The 24,786-nt window shown below is 67.2% G+C and carries 22 protein-coding genes and 1 pseudogene; 9 read left to right on the top strand and 14 right to left on the bottom strand.

Annotation, left to right across the window (positions count from 1 at the left end):
• Positions 1–16 precede the first annotated feature (16 nt).
• The gene (locus ACIQD6_RS34705; RefSeq protein ID WP_401890621.1) at positions 17–166 is read left to right on the top strand and encodes a hypothetical protein; all 150 of its coding nucleotides are present in this window, start codon (positions 17–19) and stop codon (positions 164–166) included.
• Between the two features lie 412 nt (positions 167–578).
• Here ACIQD6_RS34705 and ACIQD6_RS34700 read toward each other — a convergent pair whose 3' ends face one another.
• Complete coding sequence (locus ACIQD6_RS34700; protein ID WP_401890618.1) at positions 579–710, bottom strand: hypothetical protein; 132 nt, start codon at positions 708–710, stop codon at positions 579–581.
• Positions 711–1,480: 770 nt separating this feature from the next.
• Between ACIQD6_RS34700 and ACIQD6_RS34695 the strand changes: the two genes are divergently transcribed.
• The 8 genes from ACIQD6_RS34695 to ACIQD6_RS34660 all read left to right on the top strand — a co-directional run bounded on the left by ACIQD6_RS34695 (position 1,481) and on the right by ACIQD6_RS34660 (position 11,363).
• Positions 1,481–2,314, top strand: a complete 834-nt coding sequence (locus tag ACIQD6_RS34695; protein WP_401890616.1) for a PIG-L family deacetylase — start codon at positions 1,481–1,483, stop codon at positions 2,312–2,314.
• 298 nt (positions 2,315–2,612) lie between these two features.
• On the top strand, positions 2,613–2,834 hold the full coding sequence (locus ACIQD6_RS34690) for a hypothetical protein (RefSeq protein ID WP_401890613.1): 222 nt from the start codon (positions 2,613–2,615) through the stop codon (positions 2,832–2,834).
• Positions 2,835–2,922: 88 nt separating this feature from the next.
• The gene (locus ACIQD6_RS34685) at positions 2,923–3,750 is read left to right on the top strand and encodes a serine/threonine protein kinase (protein ID WP_401890611.1); all 828 of its coding nucleotides are present in this window, start codon (positions 2,923–2,925) and stop codon (positions 3,748–3,750) included.
• 48 nt (positions 3,751–3,798) lie between these two features.
• Entirely contained in the window at positions 3,799–5,256 is a 1,458-nt protein-coding gene (locus ACIQD6_RS34680) for a serine/threonine-protein kinase (RefSeq protein ID WP_401890609.1), read from the top strand.
• A gap of 466 nt (positions 5,257–5,722) precedes the next feature.
• On the top strand, positions 5,723–6,727 hold the full coding sequence (locus ACIQD6_RS34675; RefSeq protein ID WP_401890606.1) for an alpha/beta hydrolase: 1,005 nt from the start codon (positions 5,723–5,725) through the stop codon (positions 6,725–6,727).
• Positions 6,728–7,207: 480 nt separating this feature from the next.
• Positions 7,208–7,507: a trypco2 family protein gene (locus ACIQD6_RS34670; protein ID WP_401890603.1), complete on the top strand. Its 300-nt coding sequence runs from the start codon at positions 7,208–7,210 to the stop codon at positions 7,505–7,507.
• A complete protein-coding gene (locus tag ACIQD6_RS34665; protein ID WP_401890602.1) occupies positions 7,504–10,482 on the top strand; it encodes an NACHT domain-containing protein in 2,979 nt (992 codons plus the stop codon). Before ACIQD6_RS34670 ends, ACIQD6_RS34665 begins: the two co-directional genes overlap by 4 nt.
• The gene (locus ACIQD6_RS34660; RefSeq protein ID WP_401890599.1) at positions 10,479–11,363 is read left to right on the top strand and encodes a DUF6801 domain-containing protein; all 885 of its coding nucleotides are present in this window, start codon (positions 10,479–10,481) and stop codon (positions 11,361–11,363) included. The genes ACIQD6_RS34665 and ACIQD6_RS34660 overlap by 4 nt, the downstream gene beginning before the upstream one ends.
• Before the next feature lie 145 nt (positions 11,364–11,508).
• On the opposite strand, the gene ACIQD6_RS34655 is transcribed toward ACIQD6_RS34660, so the two are convergent.
• The 13 genes and pseudogenes from ACIQD6_RS34655 to ACIQD6_RS34595 all read right to left on the bottom strand — a co-directional run bounded on the left by ACIQD6_RS34655 (position 11,509) and on the right by ACIQD6_RS34595 (position 24,759).
• Positions 11,509–11,988: an immunity 49 family protein gene (locus tag ACIQD6_RS34655; RefSeq protein WP_401890597.1), complete on the bottom strand. Its 480-nt coding sequence runs from the start codon at positions 11,986–11,988 to the stop codon at positions 11,509–11,511.
• A 153-nt stretch (positions 11,989–12,141) separates the two neighbouring features.
• Entirely contained in the window at positions 12,142–13,008 is an 867-nt protein-coding gene (locus tag ACIQD6_RS34650) for an immunity 49 family protein (RefSeq protein WP_401890594.1), read from the bottom strand.
• A 402-nt stretch (positions 13,009–13,410) separates the two neighbouring features.
• The gene (locus tag ACIQD6_RS34645; RefSeq protein ID WP_401890591.1) at positions 13,411–13,776 is read right to left on the bottom strand and encodes a toxin-antitoxin system YwqK family antitoxin; all 366 of its coding nucleotides are present in this window, start codon (positions 13,774–13,776) and stop codon (positions 13,411–13,413) included.
• Between the two features lie 406 nt (positions 13,777–14,182).
• Positions 14,183–15,064, bottom strand: coding sequence for a hypothetical protein (locus tag ACIQD6_RS34640; RefSeq protein ID WP_401890588.1), 882 nt, complete (start codon positions 15,062–15,064; stop codon positions 14,183–14,185).
• A 421-nt stretch (positions 15,065–15,485) separates the two neighbouring features.
• Positions 15,486–16,337: an immunity 49 family protein gene (locus tag ACIQD6_RS34635; protein WP_401890586.1), complete on the bottom strand. Its 852-nt coding sequence runs from the start codon at positions 16,335–16,337 to the stop codon at positions 15,486–15,488.
• Between the two features lie 183 nt (positions 16,338–16,520).
• Positions 16,521–17,165, bottom strand: a complete 645-nt coding sequence (locus tag ACIQD6_RS34630; RefSeq protein WP_401890654.1) for a hypothetical protein — start codon at positions 17,163–17,165, stop codon at positions 16,521–16,523.
• 147 nt (positions 17,166–17,312) lie between these two features.
• Positions 17,313–17,975: a pentapeptide repeat-containing protein gene (locus ACIQD6_RS34625; RefSeq protein ID WP_401890583.1), complete on the bottom strand. Its 663-nt coding sequence runs from the start codon at positions 17,973–17,975 to the stop codon at positions 17,313–17,315.
• Between the two features lie 315 nt (positions 17,976–18,290).
• The gene (locus tag ACIQD6_RS34620) at positions 18,291–19,148 is read right to left on the bottom strand and encodes an immunity 49 family protein (RefSeq protein WP_401890581.1); all 858 of its coding nucleotides are present in this window, start codon (positions 19,146–19,148) and stop codon (positions 18,291–18,293) included.
• A gap of 26 nt (positions 19,149–19,174) precedes the next feature.
• Positions 19,175–19,909: pseudogene (locus ACIQD6_RS34615) on the bottom strand (immunity 49 family protein).
• A gap of 182 nt (positions 19,910–20,091) precedes the next feature.
• Positions 20,092–20,508, bottom strand: coding sequence for a hypothetical protein (locus ACIQD6_RS34610; protein ID WP_401890578.1), 417 nt, complete (start codon positions 20,506–20,508; stop codon positions 20,092–20,094).
• A gap of 890 nt (positions 20,509–21,398) precedes the next feature.
• Entirely contained in the window at positions 21,399–21,764 is a 366-nt protein-coding gene (locus tag ACIQD6_RS34605; RefSeq protein ID WP_401890576.1) for a toxin-antitoxin system YwqK family antitoxin, read from the bottom strand.
• Positions 21,764–24,322: a hypothetical protein gene (locus ACIQD6_RS34600; RefSeq protein WP_401890573.1), complete on the bottom strand. Its 2,559-nt coding sequence runs from the start codon at positions 24,320–24,322 to the stop codon at positions 21,764–21,766. Before ACIQD6_RS34600 ends, ACIQD6_RS34605 begins: the two co-directional genes overlap by 1 nt.
• Entirely contained in the window at positions 24,319–24,759 is a 441-nt protein-coding gene (locus ACIQD6_RS34595) for a DUF6507 family protein (RefSeq protein WP_401890571.1), read from the bottom strand. Before ACIQD6_RS34595 ends, ACIQD6_RS34600 begins: the two co-directional genes overlap by 4 nt.
• Positions 24,760–24,786: the final 27 nt, after the last annotated feature.

Below are 24,786 nucleotides of genomic sequence, written 5' to 3'. Positions count from 1 at the left end.
ATACCCTTCCGGCTCCATGATCAACACGGAAGGAACCTCGCGCGTGCGCAAAATCCTGACGGTCACCACCCTCGTTTGCTTGACCGTCTTGGCAACAGGAGCGATGACAGGTGCCGCAACGGCATCCTCGAGGAACGCCCAGCAGAACGGCTGCATCATGATCTGAGACAGCCCGCCCGTTCCGGGCGTGACGTAGTGGCCGGGCGTCACCGGAGCGTACGGATGGATCAGCGGCAGACCCGTCTCTGTGGTGAGCAGGACGGGAAATCAGTCGGTACGCGGTGTAGGGGGCTGCAATACAGCGGTTTCTGGTTTCGCCGCGCCATGGTCGCTGGCGGTCCCCTGGTCCTCATAGTGGTGGTGTCGGGCACGTTCCGCAGCAGTGCCGCGGTCATCTCAAACAGGGTCTCCGCTTCGGCCCGGTCGTAATTGAAGTCCCTGGTGACCGCGTCGCTGTGCAGGGCGCCGCACGTCTGGCCGTACAGGGCGTCCCGGATCCGCCACCACCGCTCAACCTGGCTGCACTGGTTGCCGAGCTCCTTCGACCCGAGGTCGTCCCGGTCCACGTTCTGCCGGATTCACTCCAGCGCCCGCCTGACCTCCAGGATTGACGCCCGCATCTCCCTCACGATCAGCAGCCGCTGCGCATCCCGCAGGGTCCGGCCGATCTCGGCCCGCTCCGGATCGCCGAGCGGGTACGGTACGGCCATCTCGAACGCTGCGGACGGCCCCAGCTCGGTGATCTGCTCTTGGTGACGGTGATGTGCGCCGTAGCTCAGAGCGCGAGTTCGATTCTCGTCACCCGCTCCGCGGAAAGCCCCAGTTCAGAGACCTGGTGCTACTCGCTTGTCTAGACCTCTCAAAACCCGCGCACCGTATCGCGTGCCACAAATGCCCTAACAGTGCGTCAGATTAGCCACTGGGCAGCGCCTCGGGAGCGGGGACACGAGTCGGTGGGCGGCGACGACCGAGCCGACGCCAGATCCCGGGTCTACTGACATGCGTCGGCGGCGGACGACTGCGTCGTTGGCACCGGCGAGCCTGGGCTGGTGCTCCTTGGCCGCACCGCGCTCCCCCACGAAGTCGAGGACGTCGGGCCCGCCCCCGCATGGCCAGTCCTTCGTGGACCCTTCCTGTCTGCCCCGGCGAAATGGGCCCCGGGACCGCTGTAGGGTTTCAAGTTTCGTGTCGGAATCTCATGGCTGGTGCCGGTTGGAAGTCGGATCCGACGTGGCGCTGGGATGCGCAGGTCGCGCCTGTACCTCGTCAGCGTTGAAACCCCGACGCCTGGAAGGTCAAGCGGCCGCGCCGGGAACAACCGGTCCGGCCGACGCGGTTGCAACCGAGGAACCGGCGCCGCGCGGGCGGGGAACACGGAGACCACGAGGTCGTCCGCCCCACCAGGATCCGGGCCCCGGGATCGCGGTACGCCCACGGCCCACTCGGACCAAGACGTAGTTCTGCAGGAGGACTGTTTTTCATGACTGACCGGCCTTTGACACTCATGGCAGTACACGCCCACCCCGACGACGAAGCCACCGGAACCGGCGGGGTCCTCGCGCGGTACGCGGCGGAAGGCATCCGCACGGTTCTCGTGACGTGTACCGACGGCGGTTGTGGTGACGGGCCAGGGGGTGTCAAGCCCAGCGATCCCGGCCACGATCCGGCGGCCGTCGCCTCGATGCGCCGTCAAGAACTCGAGGCGAGCTGTGACGTCCTGAAGGTCAGCGATCTGGAGATGCTGGACTATGCCGACTCCGGGATGACGGGCTGGCCGAGCAACGACGCCCCCGGATCCTTCTGGCGGACCCCCGTGGAGGAAGGCGCGGCCCGACTCGCGGAACTCATGCGGCACTACCGACCCGATGTGGTCGTCACCTACGACGAGAACGGCTTCTACGGCCACCCCGACCACATCCAGGCCCACCGCATCACGATGGCCGCGCTGGAGATGACCGCCCTGACACCGAAGGTGTACTGGACGACGATGCCCCGCTCGATGATGCAGCGGTTCGGGGAGACCATGCGTGAGTTTCAGGAGGACATGCCGGAGCCGGATCCTGCCGAGGCCGCCGCGATGGCCGAGATCGGCCTCCCCGACGATGAGATCACCACGTGGGTGGACACCACCGCATTCAGCGGTCAGAAGTTCGATGCGCTGGCCGCGCACGCCAGCCAGGGCGAGAACATCTTCTTCCTCAAGATGGGCAAGGAGAGGTTCGGCGAGTTGATGGGTATAGAGACCTTCCTACGTGTCAAGGACGCCACCGGCGTGGCCGTACCCGAGAACGATCTCTTCGCCGGACTGCGCTGACCCGCCCGTCCGGCCGGGGCCCGGGAAAGCTCATCGCCCTCGACGGACCCACCCTCCCCGTCCCACTCCGAGGAGCCATCCGGACTTCTTCATTGACTGGATCTCTCAAGCCTTGCCGCCCCCTCCACGTGCCCCGACTCGCAGGAACACTCTGCGGGGAGGGGCTTCGCCCACCGCTCGCACCACCGGGCCGCGGGACCGTCTCGTATCGCGAGTCCCCTTTCCCGTGACTCGCGCCGCTCCATCGACACCGCCAGGGCCCACCACCGAATCAGGGCCAGCATCAGGTGAACGCGACATGAGCATGCGGGAAGCCGTGGGCGTGATCGCGAAGGCGGTGCGTGCGGACGACCTCACCTACGAGCGGCCCCGCCTCGCCGATTTCCACGCGGAACTCCGTGGTAAAGGCGTGCCGGTCAACGTCGCGGACGTGATGGTTGAGGTCGGCGAAGCCGTCAACTCCCGTCACACACGGACGCGGCAGCCGCGCACCGCCCGCGCGCTTGCCCAGATGGCATGAAATCGGCCAAATCCCGGGCGTGGCCGCTGTTCAGGATGTGTAACGTTCGGCCTGAGCGAGGATTGGTCACGCGGAGTGAGGGGGGACAGTGGGCGGGGTAGTGGTCCATGTGCCGCAGGCGAGGGGAGAAGCCGCGGGTGAGCCGTGCTGTGACGCGGTGACGCTACGGCTGGGCCCGGGGGAGGTGGCGCGTTTCGGGCGGGGTTCCGCGACGACTCCGGTCGAGCTCCGTCTCGACGACGAGGCCATCTCCCGGCTCGCGGGCGAGATCCGGGTAACAGACGATCACTGGCAGCTCAGCAACCTCAGTACGACGCAGAGCTATCTGGTGGAGAACCCCGAAGGGGCGGGGGAGTATCTGCGGGTGCCGCCACGGCGAGCCGGAGCGCCCATTCCCTTCGAGTTCTCGCGGGTCGTGCTGCCCACCCGCCGCGACACCACGGTCGCCTTCCAGGTGTTCGCGCCCGACCACGTCTACCTGGACCCGGACGCCATGGACGGGCATTGGGGAAGCCGCACCGTCACGGCGTACTCCCTGGATGAGACGGCCCTCTACTTCCTCATCCTCGTCGCGCTCTGCGAACCGCGGCTGCGTGACGAGTCACCCGTCGCGGTGCCGACCACTCCCCAAATCGTCGAACGGCTCAAGGGGCACGCCGCGTGCGGCCGGCTGACGGCCCGGGCCGTCAGCTCGCACATCGACTACCTCGCCGACGAGAAGATGCGGATCAGCGCACCGACCGAGTACGAGCCCCGCAGGGAAGCCCGCCGCAACGGCAAACGGGAGGCCGTCGTCGGGCTCGTGCTGCGGTTCGGTCTGGTACGGGAGGAACACCTCGTGCTGCTGCCGCCCCGGACCGATACGGGTGCGCGGGAGCGGCCCAGGGCGACGGCGCAGAGGAAGGCCGCGGGATGAGACGGCGCCCCGTACACCGTGACGGCCTCCCGGCCGGAGGGGGACACGGTGCGCGGCCCGGCCGACACATCGGGGAGTGACCACACGGAATTCCTTCCGCGCGGCTACCGCGTGGGCCGCTGGGAGGTCACCGAGCGGATCGGGGCCGGAGGCTGGGCAACTGTCTACGCGGGACGATTAGCCGAGGGCGGCGACGGCGACCGGACGGGGGCGGCGCGACAGGACGCTGTCGCGCTCAAGGTTCTGCCAACCGCCGGGCTGGCACCACGCCAGGCCCGCAAGGTCACCGAAACCGCCGGGCGCGAGGTCGAGTTCGGCCGCCGGTCCTCCCACCCGAGGCTGATCCGCCTGCTGGACACCCTCGTACTCGCCGAACCCGATCGCCCCCTCCTGGACGGCGCGATCGTGCTGGTCATGGAGCGGGCCGGGCGCAGTCTGCGGGATCTGCTCGGCACCGGGGTAACCGAGTCCGAAGGTGCCCGGCTGGTCGCCGAGATCTGTGAGGGCCTGGCCCATCTGCACCGCGGCGGGTGGGTGCACGGCGACCTCAAGCCGGACAACATCCTGCTCATGGCGGACGGTTCGGTGAAGCTCTCGGACTTCGGGCTGGTCACACAGCTGACCGGCACCCACGGCACCCACGGGTACGCGCCCCCGATGGGCACCTTCGACTACCTCCCGCCCGAGCGCTGGAGAGCGCCGCTCGGCGAACACGGTGTTCAGGTCCGGCCGAGCGCCGACATCTGGGCCCTGGGCATCACGATCCACGAGCTGTTCGCCTCCGGCGCCTCGCCGTTCCCCGGCGCCACACCCATGGCGCGCGGTGCCGCCGCACAGGAGTACGCCGACGGGCGGGCGCCGCTGCGCCTGGACAGCGCGGTGCCGCCGTTCTGGCGTGCGCTGGCCGTCGACTGCCTGGCCCCGACCCACCCCGCACGCGCTCAGCACACCGCCGAGAGTCTGCTGGCGCGCATCAACGACCGGCAGGCCACCGAGGCGGACACAGCGGAGCGGTCAGGACGGCCGGCGGCGCGCCGCTGGAGACGAACCCGCGCCGCGCTCGTCACCGTCGCGGTGTGCGCGGTGGGCGCGACGATCTGGCCGCACATCTGGCCGCACATCGAGCGCGACGCCGCATCCGGCAGGCCCGGCGCCACGACGGCCGAAGCCACCGGCCGGATCCGGGTGTTCAACGCCGAGCAGAGCTGCCGGGGCCGTACGGACCGGGTCCGGCAGTGCAGTCTCGGCCTGGCGATCGACCCGCTGCGGCCCTATACCGTCGACAACGTCGTACCGATCCGGGTGTGGCACGGCGACGAACTCGCTGTCGACTGCCGGCTCGCCCAGGGAACGCCCATCATCGACGAGGCGGACACACTGTCCGCCGCCTGGTACCGCGTCCAACTCCCCCGCGGCTTCGAGCGGCCCACCGCCTGGCTGCCCGCCGTGCGCACGAAGGCCCGCCCCCCAGTTCCCGAGTGCCCGCCTCCCACCCCCGGACGGTGAGGGCCCCCGTACGGTGAGGGCCCCCCGTACGGTGGAGGGCCCCCGTACGGTGAGGGACCCTCGTACAAGGACCCCCGTACGGTGAAGGACCCCCGTACAAGGACCCCCGTACGGTGAGGGAGCTCCCGGGATCGCCGGGGGCCCTCCACCGCTAGGGGCTTCCGAGCCCCGTCACCCGTCCCCCGTGCGCCGCCGGTCAACCACCCTGCCCCGCACAGCGGATGGCACGCGGCGACAGGGCATCGGCACGAACAGAGTCCATCGCGGATCCGGGCGCGTGTCACTCCGGATCGTTCCGGATACCGGGCCCCGCGCTCCCCCGACTACCTTGCCGGGTGTCGGTCCCCGGACCGCGCTCACCCCTCGGGCCACGATCCGCTGGAACGCCGACCGGGGCACCTGGATCACCCGCAACTGACCTGCGTCCACACGCACTTACCGATGATTCACCGACCAGGAGGTTGTGTTGAACGAGCATCGCCCCACCCGCAGGAATGTTCTCAGGGCCGTCGGCGGAGCCTCCGCCGCGCTGGCGCTCGGTGCCGGGACTGTCCTTTCGACGGCGTCGGCGGCGTCGGCGGCCAGTGCGGCCGACGACGGCTTCGGGCTGCGCATCGTGGAGCGCGGCGAGGGCGACCCCCGCATGTGGTACTACCGCTTCGAGACCGCCGAGATCGGCTGGAAGCCCGCGGTCAACGTCCTGCTCCCCGACGACTACCACGTCGGCGGACGCACGTACCCCGTCCTCTACCTGCTGCACGGCGGCGGTGACGGCCAGGACTTCATGACCTTCGACCGCCTGCGCATCCGCGACTGGGCGGCGGGCAAGCCGATCATCGTGGTGATGCCCGACGGCGGCCACGCGGGCTGGTACTCCAACCCGGTCGGTTCGAACGTCGGCCCGCGGAACTGGGAGAACTTCCACATCCACCAGCTCATCCCGTGGATCGACGCGAACTTCCGGACGTTCGCGGAGCACGACGGCCGTGCCGTCTCCGGCTTCTCGATGGGCGGCTTCGGCGCGCTGAAGTACGCGGCCAAGTACTGGGGCCACTTCGCCTCGGTGAGCTCCCACTCCGGCCCGGCCAGCCTGCGTGGCAACGCCGGCGGGATCGCCGGCGGGATCGTGCACTGGGCCAACGCGTCCTCCGCCGCCATCGAACTGGGCGGCGCCACCGTCTACGGCGTGCCGTGGGACCAGAACAGAGTCAGCATGGACAACCCGTGCGAACGTGTCGAGAGCTACCGCGGCAAGCGGATCTTCATGGTCGCCGGCACAAGTCCCGGGCCGACCTTCTGGGACAGTTTCAACGAGACGGCCGTGCTCGAAACCCAGCGGGAGTGGCGCGGCTTCCTCGACCGGGCCGGTATCCCGCACGAGTCGCACGAGGTGCCCGGCGGCCACTCCGTCCGCCAGGACCTGTTCATCCATGATCTCGACGGCATCATCGACCGGCTCCGCAAGGCGTAGCGCCCGGCGTCCGGGTGCGGGGCCGGCGGGCGAACGCTTGGCGTCCGGGTGCGGGGCCGGCGGGCGAACGCTTGGCATCCGGGTGCGGGGCCGGCGGGCGCTGCACCCGGCATCCTGGCGCGGGGCCGGCGGGCCGGGACCGATCGCGGCTCTGGGAGGCCCCGGAGCTGAAGCCCGTCCGGCCCCGCCGTACTGCCCCGGCCCCGCCGTACTGCCCCGGGCCACCGAGGGCGAATTCCTGAATCCCGCATGGCCTCGCGAATTATCGACCAAACTTTCAGAATCTGCTGGCACATTGAAGAACTTGGCACATATGAGTGACCCGCATCGAGAAGTCTCCCGGCTTCTCACCTGCGCTGTTCCCCGCACCAAGATCCGGAGAGGAACACACGTGAACTCCAATTGCGCCACCGAGTACCGCATCACGTGGCTAGAGTCCTCGGTTACCGGTGACTGGTGGGCTCGACAAGGGGGCGTGGAGTGATCGAATTAGCCACTGTTATCAGGGATCTTCGGCAGGAGTTGGAGCGGGCGGTCGTCGCGGCGAAGGGTGAGGTACTGCGCTTCGAGTTGGGGACGATCGAACTGGAGGTGTCGGTCGCCCTGGAGCGAACCGCGCAGGCGGGGGCGAAGGTACGGTTTTTGGTGGTGGAGTCCGGTGCGGAGGCGGCAGTGGGGGCCACCTCGACTCAGCGCATCACACTGGCATTACAGCCGACCCTCGCCGGGTCGGGCCATTCTCCGTTGGTCTCCGGGTTCGCCGATGAAGATGAGCGATGAATCCCGCGGACAACAGAGCGTCCGAGCCGGACGGGCTCGACCCACAGCGAGTGGTCCAGGTCATCACCACACAGCACGCGGGCGCGAGGAAGCTCGGGTCGGGCTACCGGGTGAGTGGGGATGCGGTGCTCACAGCCGCGCATGTGCTGAGTGACGCGGTGTCCGTGCAACTGCGTTTTCTCACCGAGGACGATCGCACAACAGAGGTGCCCGGCGAGCAGGTCTGGGCGGACTCCGCCTTGGATATCGCGGTGCTCAAGATCGCGAAGGAGGCGAGCACCGGCGGATGGTGCGCCGCCGAGGTCCCGCCCGTGCAATTCGCCGAGATTACGCGGTCCCTGGATTGTGAAGCGCTGGGATTTCCCAGGTTCATGCTGCGCCCCGATACCGCGTCACCGAACCGTGGTACCCCCACGCGGTTCCGGGATTCTCACCACGCGCGCGGCAGGACCACACCGTGGACGAACATGCGCGGGGGCGGCCTGGAGATCTCCATGGATCCTCCTGGCTCTGGCCCCGAGCCACACCGTTCCCCTTGGGAGGGGATGTCGGGGGCCGCGGTGTGGAGCGGCGGGTACGTGATCGGGGTGGTCAGCGAGCACCACCTCACCGACGGGCTCGGCAGGCTCACGGCAAGCCGGGTGCAACGCTGGTACCGCCGCCTCACTCCAGCCCAGATCAACGAACTCAACGAACTGATCGGTCTGCCGGCCCATACTGACCAACTCACCCAGATCCCGCCGCCCTCGCCACTGCCGGACACGTCGGAGCCGGACACGTCGGAGCCGGACAACACGTCGGAGCCGGACGACGCGCCGGAAGTGCAGGAGGCGACCAGGAAACTCGCCGACGATGTGCACAAGCAGTGGAATCGCGAGGCCCGGCGGCGAGTGAGCGACCCGTTCACGCTCGCCGTGCGCTTCGGGTGCACCGACCGGAATGTGTTCGATCACTGGGCCAACATCTGCCAAGCGCCGCCCGGAACGGCCCCGGAGCCCCTCCCACTGGACGGTCAACTCGACGGGATCCTGGAGGTGTACGAGTCCGTCCCGTCCCGTCGCCTGGTGGTGCTGGGTGAGGCGGGGGCGGGCAAGACGATCCTGACCTTGCGTTTCGTGCTCGACCGCCTGAGCTCCCGTGCCCCCGGCGACCGGGTACCGGTGATCTTCGCCCTGGGTTCGTGGGATCCGACCAGTACCTCACTGGATGACTGGCTGTGCGGCCAACTGGTGCGCGACCACCCCTTCCTGGAAACTCCGGCCGGGCACGGAGGAAGTCTGGCCGATGCCCTGCTCGACAAGGACAAGATCCTTCCCGTTCTCGACGGTTTCGACGAGATCGCAAGCGGCCTGCACGGCGCGGCACTCCGAGCGCTCAACCTCACCACCACGCCGCTGCTGCTCACCAGCCGCCCCGCGGAATACAGCCAGGCCGTGGACGAAACCCGCTTGCTCACCGCAGCAGCCGTCATCGAGCTGGAAGACCTCACCGTAGACAGCTACGCCGACTACCTGCACCGGGCCGGCCGACCGGTCAGAAACAGCGGCGAGGACAGCTCCGCATGGAAACCGGTCCTGGCCGAGCTGGGCGAGGAGCCGCGCAGCCCGGGCGCGGCGAACCTCGCCAAGGTGCTCACCACCCCACTGATGGTCTCCCTGGCCGGCACGGTCTATCGCGGCGCTCCCGGACACGACCCCTCGGAGCTTCTGAAGACCACCCGGTTCGCATCCCCCGAAGCCCTGGAAGCCCATCTCCTGGCAGGCTTCGTCCCCGCCGTCTACGACCCCACACCCACCGGCGGCGGCACTGGCGATCTCCGTCGCTGGAAGCCCGAACGTGCCGAGCGCTGGCTCAGTTACCTCGCCGCGCACCTGGATGAACTCGGCACCCACGATCTCGCCTGGTGGAAGTTGGGCACCACCATGCGCCGTTCGTCACGCATGCTCGTGGTCGGGTTCCTGGCCGCGCTGGCCTTCGGGGTGACGACCGCGATCGGGAACGTGCCCGTGGACTTGGTCGCCACTGAGAAGGGGCCCGGGTTCGCGATCGCCCGGGGGCTCATCGTCGGGCTCCTGCACGGGCTCGTCGTCGGACTGGTCTTCGGCCTGGCGTACGGGTACGTGTCCAGGACCGCGCCACGTGAGCCGTCGCGCGTACGCGTACAGATCTTCGGCAGGACCGGCCGGACGCGTGCCACGTTCGTCTCCAGGTTCCTGATCGGGCTCGGGCTCGGGTTCCCGGCCGCGATCGTGCTGGTGCTCCTGGACAGATACGTGGTCGGGGCGGTGGGGTTCGACGACGGACTCGACGGCGGGACCATGGGCGCGCTCCTGTTCCCGCTTGAGGTGGGGCTCGGGACCGGGTTCGTGCTCGTGCTCATGGCTTGGCTCGAAGCGCCCATCGACATCCGACGGGCGGTCAGCGCCTGGGACCTGTTGAGCACGAACCGCAAGAACGTGGTCTTCCATATGCTCGTGTGGATGCTCGTGTTCGGGCTCCCGGCCGGGCTCGCCATCGGGTTCGGGTTCGCGCTCCCGGACGGGCCCGGCATCAGGCAGGTGTCCGAGCCTGTCCGCGGGCTCCTGGCCGGGCTCGTGTTCGGGCTTGAGGCGGCGTTCGGGGGCGGGCTCGGGTACGGGCTGAGTTTCACCGCTTGGGGTCAGTGGGTGGCCCTGTCACGTGTGTGGCTGCCGCTGACAGGTCGGCTGCCCTGGGCAGTGATCGCTTTTCTGGACGACGCCCATCAGCGAGGTGTGCTGCGCCGGGCCGGCACGGTCTACCAATTCCGCCACGCTCAACTCCAAGACCACCTGGCCCAATTCTTTCACGCGCACCACACCTTTCACCGGTCGAATTCAGCAGGCCCGGCAGTCCCGGAACCATCGGCGACCAGAACAACGTGTCATTCCGGGATCAGCCCACCATCAGGTATCGACGGAAAACGCAGCGAACCAAGTAACGGAGGCGGCACATGACTGCGAAGCGCAGGACGGGAAGGCCCAGGGCGAGGATCGCCCTGGGGGTTTTTACGGCATTAGGGACCGCCGTCGGAGTCGTGGGAGTTTCCGGAGCCGGAATCGCGGCCGCACAACCGGTTTCGCTCACGCTGAAGTACACATGCGATGTCCCGGTGATCAAGGATCCGCACATCACGGCGCGGATCGACGCGAATATCCCGGCGTCGGTCGTGGTCGGCCAATCCGGCAAGAAAGTCGCCGTCGGCGCGGGGACGACAGTGGACGCGTCCCTCACACCATGGCTCGGCCGATTGGGTGTGAAGACCGTTGAGGGCAGGGTGGACGCGAAGATCAGAGTGGCCGCGCCGCAGGCCGGCAGCCAGGTCAGGGTCGTGCCCCTCCGCATCGCCAAGACCGGCGTCCCGGCATCCGGTTCGTTTGACATCGCGGCGACCGGCGCCGCGCTCACTCCCACTTTCACCCGGCCGGGCACCGCGCGGATCACCGTCGGCGACATCGTCCTGAACGTCGTGGGGAAGAAAGCGGGCGGCGACGCTCTGGACGAGTTCCGCGTGCCGTGCACGCTGGACCCCGGGCAGGACAACTTCGTCGGCTCGTTCGAGATCACGGCGAAGGGGACCGGCTCGACTCCATCGGGCGGCTCGGGCACGAACGGCGGGCGCACAACGGCCCCAGGCGCCACGCCTACGGCGACCTCCACCACCGGGGGGTCGTCTCCGACGGGAGACGCCACCAACGGTACGAGGGGTGCCATCGCGGCCACCGGCCAGGACGCCGGGGACCTGATTCCGCCGGTTGTGGGCACTCTTGTCGCGGGCATCCTCGCCTTCGTCCTCGGCTCGCGGCGGAAGAACCACCGCCGCGCCGCCGACGGCTGAGACCGACCGGCGATTGGGGGTGGGAGCAAGGAGCGGGGGCGGGTGCAAGGCGCAGGGTCGAGTCAACGCGGAGCATTGGTGAGGGACAACGCCGCAGATGCACGGGCCCACCCTCGCGACGCCGCCCTCCGATCGCCGGTCGGTCTTACGTGGGGAACTCGCCGCACCAGTTGCGCCCAAGGAGGGTGGCGGGAAGGTATTCCGACTCGACCTCGATGGGGATGCCCGCGTCGTGAGCGAAGCAGGCGATGGCGAGCGGCGCGAGCGCCACAAGGCCCGGGATGGTGAAGGCTCGGTCCTCCTCGCCCCAATACTCCTTGTGATACTGAAGGGCGTCGGCGAGCGCACGGTTGAAATCCTCGTGGTCCTTGCGGACGATCCGGTGGGACATCTCCATGGGCGGATACAGCAGCTTGCACGCCGCCTCCGGGTCGGTGACGGCTTCCGGGTCCGTGCCGTCAACTGCGGCAAACAGCTTCCGGTCGAGATCGGATCCGCCGAGCGAGCAGGTCTGGAGGGTGTCGATCCAGGCCTGGAAGAACTCGTCGTAGCGCGAACCGTTCTCGCGAAGCAGGGACAGCGGCACCCGGCACAGGGCCGTGGTCCTTTCCCGTTCCCGGCACACCACGGCCAGTTGGCCAGAGTGAGCGTGGTGCCCATGGCATCGCCCAGTCTGGTGGGGCGTTCCTCCAGGCCGTCGATCAACTCCTGCGTGTTCTCGTGGAGCACGGCCAGGCCCGCTTCCGCGCGGGAAAGGGGTGGCGAGTCACCGCACGACTCACGTGGCGAACTCACCGACCCAGGTGCGCCGCAGCAGGTGCTTGGGGAGGTACTCCGACTCGACCTCGATCGACATGTCCGCGTCAGACGCCATGCAGGCGATCGCGAGCGGTGCCAGGGCCACCAGACTGTCACCGCTGAGGGAACGGGCCTCGTTCGCGGTCCAGTACTCCTTATGCCAGGTCAGGGCCGTCACCAGGGAGTCGTTGAACGCCTGGTCCTCCCGGCGCAGATAGAGCTGGAAGAGCTCCAGCGAAGGGTAGATGATCTTCAGTATCAGTTCTGTGCCGGCGATCCGGGCGTGCTGGGGATCGGTGGCGTTGACCGCGGCGACCAGGGTGTTCCAGGTCTCCGCCCGGCCGAACCAGAAGTTCTGGAGGGTCTCGATCCAGGCGTAGACGTATTCGTCGAACTCCGCGCCTGAGGCACGCAGGAACTCCACCGGGACCTGGGCCAGTTGGTTCACCCGCTCGTTCTCGCGGCAGATGAGCGCCAAGTAGAACGCGGTGAGCCAGTTCCCGGCGTGCAAGTAGTCCTGCGGACCGGTCGCAGGGAGCTTGCGCACCTCGTCCAGAGTCCCGACCCGACAGGTCACCGGGCCTTCCTGCGCGGTGCCGGCGACGAAGAGTGCGGATCCCACCTGCATGGCCAGGACCCACGACTCCCAGGTTCTGAGATCGCCCGCCACCGAGTCCTGGAGGCAGTGCCACTTCGCCGCCGAAAGCGCGGACGGCAGCGCGTCCCAGCGGTCGTCCTCGGACGCCTCGATCCCCTCGATGGCCTCCTGGGCAGCCGCAACCACCGGCTCCATGGCCTCTGCCGCGTTGTCCGTAGGGAAGTCGTGGCGCGGAATGCGCGTTGCCATTGGTTCGCCTTCAGCTAAAACTTGAAGTCCTCGATCACGGCACCAGCGTAGAGGCCGTCACCGTTGACATCTTCTTTGGCCTTGATAAGGACGCACCGGCTTCCCCGCTTTCAACGCGGCCCGGAGGTCCTTCGCGATCTCGGCGCCCCTGCCACCGTGCGAAGTCATTTCTGCCAGGATCGTACCCATATATGGCCGGGCGGCTTGCTGAGTCCGCATGCCCTGCGCACCGCCGTGGTCGCTCGGGTCGAGCGGGTCGGGGTCGGCCTTGCCTTGGCGCCAGCCCGAACCGTTGGACGGGGCCTCCTCCTCATCGAGAAGTGCAAGCCTCCGGATGACGACTTGACGCGATCGAATTCCATTACCCCCCCCCCGCCACCAGGACGGCACGCTGTCCGCTCGTTACTCGCGATGCCAGTCACGAGTAACATTGCCGTGCTCGTCCCAGAACGTCTCGTCTCGCAGACTGTAGATGTCATCGTCAAAGAATTGCCGCGCCTTCAGAACTCCATTGGGATGCCATTCCTTGAACTCACCCCGGGGCATGCCATTTCGCACGGTTCCCAGCGACTTCCGAGAACCATCCGGGTACCACCCCTGCGACAAGCCGTCTCGAATGCCTTCAGCATAGACGTCAAGATAGACGATCTGATCGTCTATGCACTCGGCAGCTTCACCGGTAAACAACTCCCCCTGGTACAGCAGTCGCTGCCCCATGTCCATTTCAACATCCGGATCATCGATGTCGATGCGATGCACTGCGTCCATCAGGGAATCCAATTTTCACCACCTGACGGATACCCGGTAAAGCGTCCATTCCTGGTCGGCATACCGGGCAGCATATTGCAGCAGTTGGCGCAAAACGAGGCAGCAGCGTGTATCTCTCCGAGCGCATCGACCCTGGCAAGCATTCCGACCCGACCCGACCTCGATCGGAATGCGCTCATTCTGGGCGAAGCAGGCCACGGCGAGGGGACGAGACCCGAGACCCGGGCCGCCCGGCCCTCGTCGGTTCAGCAGTCCTTGTGCCACTCCAAGGCTGCGGCGACCAGGGCGGCGCGATGTCGTACGGCATCGACAACCGCTGCGCGGACATGGCTGCATGGAGGAGTCGATGGGCTCAGTACTCGTGGAGCCTGCGAGACAGGAAACCGTAGAGGCGAAGGCGGCGCGGTCATGCCTCTTCCACGTGTGCACGCAGCGCCGCCAGATCCAAGGGCCCCTCCGTGCCACGCAGCGAGCGACCCGTCAGCTCCGTGAGGGCCTGACAGGGTGACAGCCCCTGGTCGTAGGCGGAGCGCAGGCGGTCCAGCCACGTGAGAGCAGCCCGGTACCTTTCGTCGCCGTCGAGGTCGAGAGGCTCGAAGCTCGCCGCGGGCTCAGCCTCGGAGGCCCAGAGATATCCGAGCACGCCGCGGTCGTCGGCCACCGGCACATACCGGACGTCGCCGGTCACTGAACGTCGGTAGCCGATGTGCCCGAAGCCAGGCGCGTGGGTGAAGGCGTCGTACCGCCGGGGCACCTCGTACCGGGACCAGGAGTCGGACGGGGTTCCGTCCTGGCCGACATGAGGAAGGACGCCCGTCTCGGTCGGCGTGCCGAAGTAGGTGGGATCCTCAGGGTCCATACTGGATCCGAGTACGTTGGTGAGCTCCGGGAGCACGGCCTCCAGACGGGGCGCGTTCGCCTCGTACACGGCAGACTGGGCACGGCCCTTGAGGTCGAACGGCATCCAGGCATCGGAGTAGGTAACCAGCTCAACCGCGGCAAAGTTCACGTCGACGGATGCGTTGAGGTCGAGCAGGCCTTCCGTCCGGAGCTCCTCCGCACCGTTGAACAGCGAGCCGGCCAGAGTGCTCCTGGCATCCACGGATCCGATGCGCCCTGGACGCATGGCTGACCTGACCGTTCCTGCCAGCTCCTCAGCGGATCCGGCCACGGTGAGTTCGCCCTGGAACAACATGCCGGTCGGTGTGCCGGCCTCCGAGATGGTGAGATGGAACATCGGCTCGCCGATGGCAAGCCGGTGCGAGGCCAGGACGGACCGAGCCGCCATCAGATCTTTGAGGCACCGGACAAGCGGGTCCACGCCCTCAATGGCGTCGCCCCATGTCCATCGGGCTACTGGCGTACCAGCGATCACGACGCTACCTCCGGCATGAACTTACCGGCCCGGGGGACGACATGACTCCGTCCGGCGTGCTGGGCCGTTCCCGTGGCCGCCGCCCGGGATGGTGTCGTCAAGGCCGCCGCCCATGGACGGGGGCTCGTGGTGGCTGCCGCCGCCCGGACCATCGCCGTGGCCGCCCCGGCCGGTCGGTGTCCGCCAGGCCCTTCGGCCTAGCCGCCGTCCATGTCCGGGGCCTCGTCATCGATACGACGCACGTCGACTCGATCGAATTCCGTTGCCCGCCAATGACTTCCGGGAACCATCCGGATACCACCCCTGCGACAAGCCGCCCCGGATGCCTTCGACCTTACGTGGGGAATTCGCCGCACCAGTTACCGGCGAGGAGGGTGGCGGGCAGGTATTCGGACTCGACCTCGATCGGAATGCTTTCGTTCTGGGCGAAGCAGGCCACGGCGAGCGGAGCGAGGGCGACGAGACCCGAGACCCGGGCCGCCCGGCCCTCGTCGGTCCAGTACTCCTTGTGCCACTCCAAGGCTGCGGCGAGCGCACGGTTGAAGCCGGCGTGGTCCCCGCGAACGACGCGGTGGAACATCTCCATCGGCGGATACATCAGCTTGCCTGCGGCTTCCGGATGAGTGGCGACTGCCGGGTCCGTGCCGTCAATCGCGGCCACCAGCTTCGCGCTGAAACCGTCACCACCGAGCCAGTAGGTCTGCAACGCGTCGATCCAGGCGTACTCGAACGCGTCGAATTGCGCGTTGTTGTCCCGGAGCAGCGACAGCGGCACCCGGCACAGGGCCGTGATCCTGTCCCGCTCCCGGCACACCACGGCCAGGTAGAAGGCGGTCAGCCAAGTACCCGGCGTAACGTACTGCTGCGGGCCGGTGGCCCGGAGCGTACGGTCCTCGTGCGCGATACGGCACTGCACGTGGTCCTCGGCCGTGGTCGCGGCGGCGAACACGGCCGAACCGACCTGCATGGCGTCCACCCAGGCATCCCACGTCGGAAAGATCGACCCCTGCGGATCCGTCAGGCAGCGCACCTTGGCCACCATGAGCGTGGTGTCCAAGGCTTCGCCCAGACCCGTCGACTCCGCCTCCAGTCCACCGATCCACCCCTCCGCACTCTCCTTGAGTACGGTGAGCGCTGCTTTCGCGTTCTCTGTGGGGAAGGGATGGCGCGGGATGACCGAAACCAAGGCGTTTCTCCTTGCTCGTGACACTGACATGGTGACCGGCAAGGCGCTTCTCGACCTCGCCCGTGAACAGCTCGCCCCGCAGACCAGCCAGGATGCTCAGCGAGTCTGGCTACGCTCGGTAAGTGCGACTACGTCCTTGGTCATGCGGTGCTCCCCCAGGACAATGTGGACCGTGTTGGGTATTTAGCCGAATACCGCATCGGTGAGGTCCGGTCCCCGCCCGTCGATTGTGTCGGGAGCTTTGAGCCCGTGCCCCTCCGCTCGACCGTAGTACGTCGGCTCGCCGGGCTCCGCCTCGGCTCCGAGCACTTGGACGAGCTCCTGCAGGGCTGACGCGAGCCGTGGCGCGTTAGTGGCATGGACGGCCGGGTGGGGCTCGCCCTGAAAATCACACAGACCCCATACGTCGTGGTACACGGACAGTTCGGCCGAAGGGCCGATCTCGTCGGGTGACACCATGAGTTCGACCAGACGGTACTCTTTCTGGCGCGTTCCGCTCGCGTCGAACCACGCGCCGGATCCCAGCACAAGGATTCCGCCCATCTCCGCCTGCGGATGACCGGTCGGCCGACAGGCGCGGAGTTCATCGGGCAATGCCGGATCGCCGGGCGAACGCCTGACGAGGTCCAGGCGGCTATGGATACCGAGGCCGCCCTTTCCGACCTGGAACCAGTTCCACTCAAGCGCGTCCGGCTCCAGCAAAGCGTGCTTCTGGAGCACCGCACTCATGCGCCCCGCGGTGCTGAGCGCGGACTCCAGACCAGGCTCCACCACGTCGTCCAGGTCCCAGAACCACGAGCCGCACTCTCTCGGCGCGCGCATCAGCATGACCATCGAACTTCCTGTTTCAGCCCGGTGAGCCCCTCGAAATGAGGCTCACCGAACTTGCCCTGGGTGTAGTGCCGATTGCGGAAGACTGTGCCAAGCACCCTGTGAATCTCCTGCATTGCCCTGCCGTGAACTCCGGGCGTGGCCCTACTGCGGTGTGCGGTACGGAGGAAGTACCCGCACCTGTCCACCCCGCTCAGCGATCCATGCCTCGAGTTCGGTGCCGGCCAGCTCTTGGGACGATTCGCCACTGAAGACGGTGACCGGCCCGAAAACGGTGCCCGTCAAACCACGCATCACCGTAGAGTCGTCGCCTTTGATCTCGAAGATGTTCTCATCAAGGACGGCATCGGTCAGGTCCGCCCCCCTCATATCGGTGTCGATCAGCGAAGCACCGAGGAACCTCGTTGCGCGGAAGCTCGCTCCCGACGCGTCGGTACCGCACAGCGAAGCCCCGGCCATGTCCGTCCCGTTGAGCCGCGCCGATCGGAGCACGGCCTCGTCCAGGTTCGCCTTGACAAGATCCGCTCCGGTCAGATCCGCCCCGGTCAGATCCGCCGACTGAAGGTCGGCCCGGTAGAAGGAGGCGCCGACAAGTCGCACGCCCACGAGGACCGCATCGGTGAACCATGCGTTCGAGAAGTCTCCGCCCGAGAGGTCGGCGCCCCGGAAGTCGCGCTCCATGCCATTGAGGTTGTACTTCTCCGAGGCGAGCCATTCCCGCAGTTGCCGCGTGGCTTCCGGATCGGCCGGGAGCACGGTCGGCTTCCAGTTCTTACGGATACCAGATGACACGATCTCCCCAACCACGACTTTCGATCGAATTCCGTTAGCCGCCAATGACTTCCGGGGAACCATCTGGATACCACCCCTGCAACAAGCCGCCCCGGATGCCTTCGACCCTACGTGGGGAATTCGCCGCACCAGTTGCCAGCGAGGAGGGGGCTGGCAGGCGTTCGGACTCGATACCGGTCGGAATGCCCTCATTCTGAGGAGGTTTCCATCCCCTCGACGGCTTCCTAAGCGGTCGCGACGACCGGCGCCGTGGTCACGGCCATGTGTCCGTGCGGAACGCGTGGCGTGGGAGGGCGATGGTCGTGTGTGCGCCTCACGCGGGGTGCGGTGTTACGCCTCGAACTCGCCCCGCCAGGCGAAGTCGAGGAGGGCCTCGGGGAGGTAGCCGGACTCGATCTCGACCGGGATGCCGTTGGCCTTTGCCAGGCAGGCGATCGCCAGCGGAGCGAGGGCCACGACCCCCTGGATGTTGTGGGTGCGGTCCTCGTCCGCGGTCCAGTACTCCTTGTGCCAGCGGACGGCGTCGGCCAGGGCCTCGTTGAAGCCGGCCACGTCGTTGCGCAGGTAGCGGTAGAGCAGCATGATCGGTGGGTACCCGAGCTTGCTCATGGTCTCCGCGTCGAGGACGCGGGCCTGCTCGGGAGCGCTCAGGTCCACGGCGCGCACCAGGTGAGTGCGCAGATCGTCACGGTGGTGGAGCCAGAAGCTCTGGAGGGTCTCCACCCAGGCGTAGGCGTATTCGTCCAGCGTGCCGCCGAAGTCGCGCAGCAGGGACACCGGGACCCGCGCCAGCATGTCGAGGCGGGCCGCTTCACGGCAGATGACCGCGAGGTAGAAGGCGTCGAGCCAGGTGCTCGCGTTGAGGTAGGTCTGCGGCCCGGTGGTAGCGAGGTGGCGCTCCTCCTGGCGGATCTTGCAGGCGACTGCTTCCCCTTCGGGAACGGCGGCCGCGAAGACAGCCGAATGCACCTGCATGGCCAGCAGCCAGGACTCCCAGGACTCCAGCATCACGGCGCCGGGATCCCCGACACACCGGACCAGGGCCACGTTCAGGGACTTCGTGACCGCGCCCGACCTGGAGTTGTGCGAGGTCTCGATCTCCTCCAGCGCATCGGACAGTGACTCCTCCATGACGGGAACCACCGCCGCCATCGCGTCTTTCGGATAGTCCTGGCGGGACACGGTCACGACCGTGGCCCTCCCGGCCGGTGGCATCACGTGTCGAACTCACCCACCCAGGAACGGTCCAGAAGGCGGACGGGCAGGTACTCGGACTCAACCTCGATGGGGAAGCCTGCGTCGTACGCGAGGCATGCGATGGCCAGCGGCCCGAGGGCCAGGAACCCCGCGATGTCTCCCGAACGCTCCGGCGTACTCCAGTACGCCTTGTGGAGTTCCAGAGCCTCCACGAGTGCCTGGTTGAACCCGTCGTGGTTCTTGCGCAGGAACTGGTAGAAGAGGTTGATCGGCGGGTACAGCACACACCGCAGCAGATCGCGCGGCATGATCGTGGCGATATCCGGATGGGACTGCTCGATGGCCGCCGTCAGTTTCTCCGGCAGCCCCGGTTGCTCGCGCCAGTACGTCTGCAGGGCGTCCACCCAGTGGTAGAGGTACTCGTCCCCCTCCGCGCCGGACGACCGCAGGAGGTCGAGTGGAATATGGCACATCGTGCCCATACGGGGCTGATCCCGACAGATGATGACGAATCAGAGCGCAGTCAGCCAGTTGCCGGCGTTTGCGTAGAACTGGGGCCCCGTGGCGTTGATGGCGCGTATCTCGTGTGCGATGCGCGTCTCAATCGAACCTTCGGTGACGGAGGCGGCGGCAAAGGCCGCCGTACCCATTTGCATGGCGGAGACGGTGGCGTCCCACGTGGCGAAACGGTTACCGCGCGGATTGAGGGCCTGGTTCGCCTGCACCCGCAGAAGTGCCTCGTTCAGTGCCATGCCAACGACCGCAGGCGAGGCGTCCAGATTCTGAATGCTCGTCTCGAACTCCTCGGCGAGGCGCTCGGTGACCTGCTCCTCGACCGTAGGAATGGCGTGCCGCTCCACAATCACCGTCACGGATTGCTCCTGTTAGTGGCCTCGAAGAAGAAGGCTTCCTCTTTAAATGTTCCGATATTGAATCAGCGACTCTTGAAGCCCCCACAAATCGGCCCGTCGGAAACACTCTTGACGAGGATGTATTCGACCTTGTCCACTATGAGCGTCTTCTTGAGGTCAGTGTACAACTTGAGCTCGGCGGCATCTCCGTTCGCCGCTCTCTTCCACATCTCGTTCATGACGTCGAGGAAGTATTCACGCGAGCCCTGCTTTGCCTTGCATCCGGTCGGCAGCGTACGCTCGTTGATACCCGTACGGACGTCACTCTTCGCTTCGATGACGGCGAAGTCCTCGTCGTTCTTGCGTCGCCAGACCTGGTCGAACTGGTCGTTCCCGCTCTTCGGTCCGGCGGTCGGCTCCCACTTCGCTCCGTCGTAGAACTTCGAGACGACATGGTGGAGGGCGACGGACTCACCGTAGGCCTCCGTGGCCTTTGTCATCGTGTCGTGGAACGGTGCGTGCTCAGCCTTGAGAGCGTCGTATACCGCCTTGTTCTCGGGCGTTTTATTCGCTTCCCAAGCCTTCTTGGCCTTGCCAAGCGGATCGTGCAGGAGGTTGTCGGCTGACTCGCCTCATGCCGCGTCTTAGCGTCGTTGTCCAAGGTGGACTTGGCTTGCGGATCAGTGAGCTGCTGGGCGGTACCCGGACGGCCCCAGCCCGGGTGGCACTTGGCCGACGGAGCATTGTCTTTCGCGATCCACATCTTCGGATCGGCGGGGTCTCTGATCAGCTGCGGCGGTGGGAAGCCGCTCTCGTCGGGGACGTCGGTGTCGTGGCGGTAGCCGCGCTCCTCGTAGTAGTCCTTGATGTACCCCGGCCCTGTAGACCTGGATCTCCGTGATCTGCTCCAACTTGAGCGACCCGGGAGTGCCGTAGGGTTGTCCCCCTGCCGCATGAAACTCGGAGGGTCGGGAACACGGTTCGGAACGGGTGCGCCACCGCCAGGAGTCGTCGCGTCGTCAACGCCGCCCGTGCCCGAGGTTTCCAGGTGGGCGCTGCCCGGGGACGGGGGCTCGTGGTGGCCGCCGCCTACGGAGGGGCCGTCCGTGTGGGTGGCACCTGAGCCGGGGCGGTCCGTGTGGGTGCCGGCTGTGGACGGGGTGTCCGGCGGGAGTTGCCCCGGGGGGGGTGTTGTCCACGTCGTTGCGCGGCATGTTGTCCGGGGCGTGGCCGCCCGCGCGGCCCGTGGGGCTGTTGTCGAAACCCTCCGTGCCGTGCGCCCCGTTGTCCACCGCACGCACCGGGTCGGAGATCTCGCTGCCGACGCCGATGACGACTTGACGCGATCGAATTCCATTACCCGCCACCAGGACGGCACGCTGTCCGCTCGTCACTCGCGATGCCAGTCACGAGTAACATTGCCGTGCTCGTCCCAGAACGTCTCGTCTCGCAGACTGTAGATGTCATCATCAAAGAATTGCCGCGCCTTCAGAACTCCGTTGGGATGCCATTCTTTGAACTCGCCCCGGGGCATGCCATTTCGCACGTTTCCCAGCGATTTCCGAGAACCATCCGGGTACCACCCCTGCGACAGGCCGTCTCGGATGCCTTCGGTATAGACGTCAAGATAGACGATCTGATCGTCTATGTACTCGGCAGCTTCACCGGTAAACAGCTCCCCCTGGTACAGCAGTCGCTGCCCCATGTCCATTTCAACATCCGGATCATCGATGTCGATGCGATGCACTGGGTCCATCAGGGAATCCAATTTTCGTCACTTGGCGGATACCCGGTAAAGCGTCCATTCTTGGTCGGCATACCGGGCAGCATATTATAGCAGTTGGCGCAGAATGGGGCATCGCGTCCGGGAGTGCCGGTCGACCTGTTCTTCAGGAAGGGAAACTCGACAGCAGCATGTATCTCCCTGAGCGCATCGACCCCGGCAGGTATTCCGAGTCGGGTACGCGCCCACAGCAGCTCGTTCGTGGCCTTCACTTCTGCGTGCCCCAGTGGCTCGTCCGGGTGCGGCTTGCCCGGAGCTACCTTTTCATAGAGTTCACGAAGCGTGGGGTGAAGCCTTTCAAGCGAAATTACATTGTTTGATCGCCCGTTGATCCCTTCGATGACGAGGCCGGTCCGTGTGTCCATTACCGCGCCGACGCAGGCACCCACATCACCCTTGACGAACGTCTTCGCATCCTTGGCATCCCGGTAGACCTGCGCCCTCTCCTTCGCGAGGCCGTCGAGGTACTGGTCGACAGGCTTGCCGTCGATGTGTGTGACTACGTCGTCCACTACCGTCACACCGGGGCGATTCAGGTCGACCAGGTCCAGCAGTTTCTCTCCATGCCCGGCCGGAAGCCTTCCGTCCGGGTCGGGAAGTCGGGTGTCCGGGGAAATCGCGTCGGCCGGTTCCGAGACGGTGCCGCGCTCGGGGTGGCCCTCGGATCCGTCACGGGACGGGAACGGTGGGGAATCGGAATGACCATGAGGCGGAAGCGTCGGGCCGTCCGTATGGCCGGCGCCCGAGGAGTGCCCGTCACCGTGCCCCGTGCCGCCCGGACCATCGCCGTGGCCGCCGCTGCCGGGCCCGTCCAAGTGGCCGGAACCGCCGGAACTGCCAGTGTGGCCCGATGTCGAAGGGGTCTCGGAGTGGCCGCCCGCGCCCGGGATATGGTTTTCCGCACTGTTGCGGGGCATGCCGTCCGGGGCGTGGCCGCCCGGGGCCGTGTCGCCCGCGCGGCCCGGAGCGCTGTCGCTCACACGCACCGGGTCCGAGATGTCGCTGCCCACGCGGATGACGTCGTCGCCGCCTCGGGCGCCGACTCCTGCCAGGACCGGGGCCTCCTGGCGGACCGGGGTCTCCGTCCTGGGGGTGTTCGCGTTCGTGTCGGGCTTCGGGGACGGCTCCGGCCTGGCTTCGTCGGCCTTCTGGTAGAGGCTGCCGTCCTCCTTGTAGAGGTTGCCCGCCTCGTCGGCGTACTTCGCGGGGCCGTCGAAAGGCAACTTGACCGTGCCCGGGGGCAGGGAGGTGGTGCCCTCGGGGAGTCTGATGGTGTCGTCGGAGACCTTGATGGCCCCCTCGGGTATCGGGGTGTCCTTGGGCAGCTGAATCGTTCCGTCAGGCAGTTCCATGGCGCCCTCGGGCAGGCTGAACGCACCCTCGTCGATCTTGGGAACCTCGACCTTTCCCAAGCCCTTCAGACCGGCCATCACATCACCGATCTTCGAGACACCGACCCCGGCGCCCTTGAAGACGTACGTCATCGGATCGATCGCACGACCCGCCTTGCCCGCCAGCGAGATCGCCTTCGCCGCGAGCCCCGCCTTGCCCGCGCCCGCCGCCGCACCACCGGCGCCACCGGTGAACACCGTCGTCACCACGTTGAACGTGACCGCACCCGCCGCGCGGGAAGGGTTCGAACCCCATTGATCCCACGCGAGAAGCGCCTTGCCGGTCTCCTTCATCGCCGTCCGCGAATCACGAATCCACGGCGGCAGATCCTTGTCGTCCGCCATCCAGAACGCGGCCGCCATCGGCGTCGAGGTGATCGCCAGGCCCGTCGCGAGCTTCCCCAGCCCCGTCCAGGCCTGCCCCGCCGCGTCCCAGCCACTGAACCCGACCAGCGTCCCCAGACCCTTGAGCGTGCCCCACACGCCGTCGACGATCACGCCCTTGCCGAAGTCGTAGGCGTGCTCCCACACCTGCCACGCCGGAACCGACTCCTCCACCGCGTCACCCCACGGCAGGGACTTCGCCTGCTTGAGGGCCTCGGCGTCGTAGCCGTACATGCCCTCGCCGTTGGAGCCGTCGTTCACCTTCAGCGGCGCACCGCACACCAACGCCACGATCTTGTCGTGCGCGTGCCGCTCCGCCGCCTGGAACTGCGTCCACACCTCGGCGATCTTGTTCCGGCGATCGAGGTTCTCGTCGATGAGATCCCCGTCCTCGATCCAGTCCTCGTCGTTCGAGACCTTCGACTGGAACGACGCCGCCTCCGCCTTCAGCTCCTCCAGCTGCTTCACCAGAGGCCGGATCTCCTGGGAGTACGTGCCCAAGGCCCCCGCGATGGTGCACATGTCGCCGCTGAACGACAACGTGATGTCCACGACCGGCTTCGTCACCGCGAACAACTGCTCCGCCTCGGGAGCCTGGTAATACGCCGACATCCCGCCGAACGTCGTATGGACCGACGAGCCGGCATTCGCCAACGCGCCGCCATCCGCCGACAGCGCCTTCACCTTCTCGTCCAACACCGACAACTGCCCCGTGAACACGGGCACATTGCCGGCATCAACCGGTGCGTTGCTCACTTGCCGCCTCCCGCGGCGTCCTTCAACAGGTCCAGGCGCACGCTCTTCGCCGCGTCCTGGGCCTCCTTGGCCGCTTCCAGGTCACCCTGGACGTACTCGTTCGTCGCCTTGGCCGCGCCCAGGACCGCGGCCTGGATGCGGTCCACCATGGACTTGAGGTCCGTCTGCCGCTTCTCCAGGTACTGGCTGAGCGCGGCGGCCACCGGGCCCGTGCTGCCCCGGTGCGACAAGGGCACCTGCCCCGTCGGCACCGGCCCCTGCATGGCGGGTGAGGGCACCTGGGCCGCCGACCCCGGAATCGCCGTACCGGCCGCGTACGCGGCCTCCGACATGTCCGACATCAGCTTGTTCAGTGCCTTCTCCAGATCCCCCGCCCGCTCACCGGTGAGCTTGAGCTGGCCCTGCACACCCTGCGGCTTGATGTCCCACCCCGTCATGGCTCCCCCGAAGCTCTGACAATCCGC

Origin of the sequence: Streptomyces sp. NPDC088400, from assembly GCF_044753355.1 — a bacterium.
Classification (GTDB): Bacteria; Actinomycetota; Actinomycetes; order Streptomycetales; family Streptomycetaceae; genus Streptomyces.
The sequence above is the reverse complement of the archived record's forward strand: the minus strand, read 5'-3'. Positions and strand labels throughout refer to the sequence as shown.

Coding starts and splice junctions, on each gene's coding strand:
- ACIQD6_RS34610 (WP_401890578.1), bottom strand. CDS start 20,508: ATGACAAAGGCCACGGAGGCCTACGGTGAGTCCGTCGCCCTCCACCAT.
- ACIQD6_RS34660 (WP_401890599.1), top strand. CDS start 10,479: ATGACTGCGAAGCGCAGGACGGGAAGGCCCAGGGCGAGGATCGCCCTG.
- ACIQD6_RS34640 (WP_401890588.1), bottom strand. CDS start 15,064: ATGGCGGCTCGGTCCGTCCTGGCCTCGCACCGGCTTGCCATCGGCGAG.
- ACIQD6_RS34650 (WP_401890594.1), bottom strand. CDS start 13,008: ATGGCAACGCGCATTCCGCGCCACGACTTCCCTACGGACAACGCGGCA.
- ACIQD6_RS34595 (WP_401890571.1), bottom strand. CDS start 24,759: ATGACGGGGTGGGACATCAAGCCGCAGGGTGTGCAGGGCCAGCTCAAG.
- ACIQD6_RS34695 (WP_401890616.1), top strand. CDS start 1,481: ATGACTGACCGGCCTTTGACACTCATGGCAGTACACGCCCACCCCGAC.
- ACIQD6_RS34630 (WP_401890654.1), bottom strand. CDS start 17,165: ATGCTGATGCGCGCGCCGAGAGAGTGCGGCTCGTGGTTCTGGGACCTG.
- ACIQD6_RS34690 (WP_401890613.1), top strand. CDS start 2,613: ATGAGCATGCGGGAAGCCGTGGGCGTGATCGCGAAGGCGGTGCGTGCG.
- ACIQD6_RS34705 (WP_401890621.1), top strand. CDS start 17: ATGATCAACACGGAAGGAACCTCGCGCGTGCGCAAAATCCTGACGGTC.
- ACIQD6_RS34665 (WP_401890602.1), top strand. CDS start 7,504: ATGAATCCCGCGGACAACAGAGCGTCCGAGCCGGACGGGCTCGACCCA.
- ACIQD6_RS34605 (WP_401890576.1), bottom strand. CDS start 21,764: ATGGACCCAGTGCATCGCATCGACATCGATGATCCGGATGTTGAAATG.
- ACIQD6_RS34700 (WP_401890618.1), bottom strand. CDS start 710: ATGGCCGTACCGTACCCGCTCGGCGATCCGGAGCGGGCCGAGATCGGC.
- ACIQD6_RS34645 (WP_401890591.1), bottom strand. CDS start 13,776: ATGGACGCAGTGCATCGCATCGACATCGATGATCCGGATGTTGAAATG.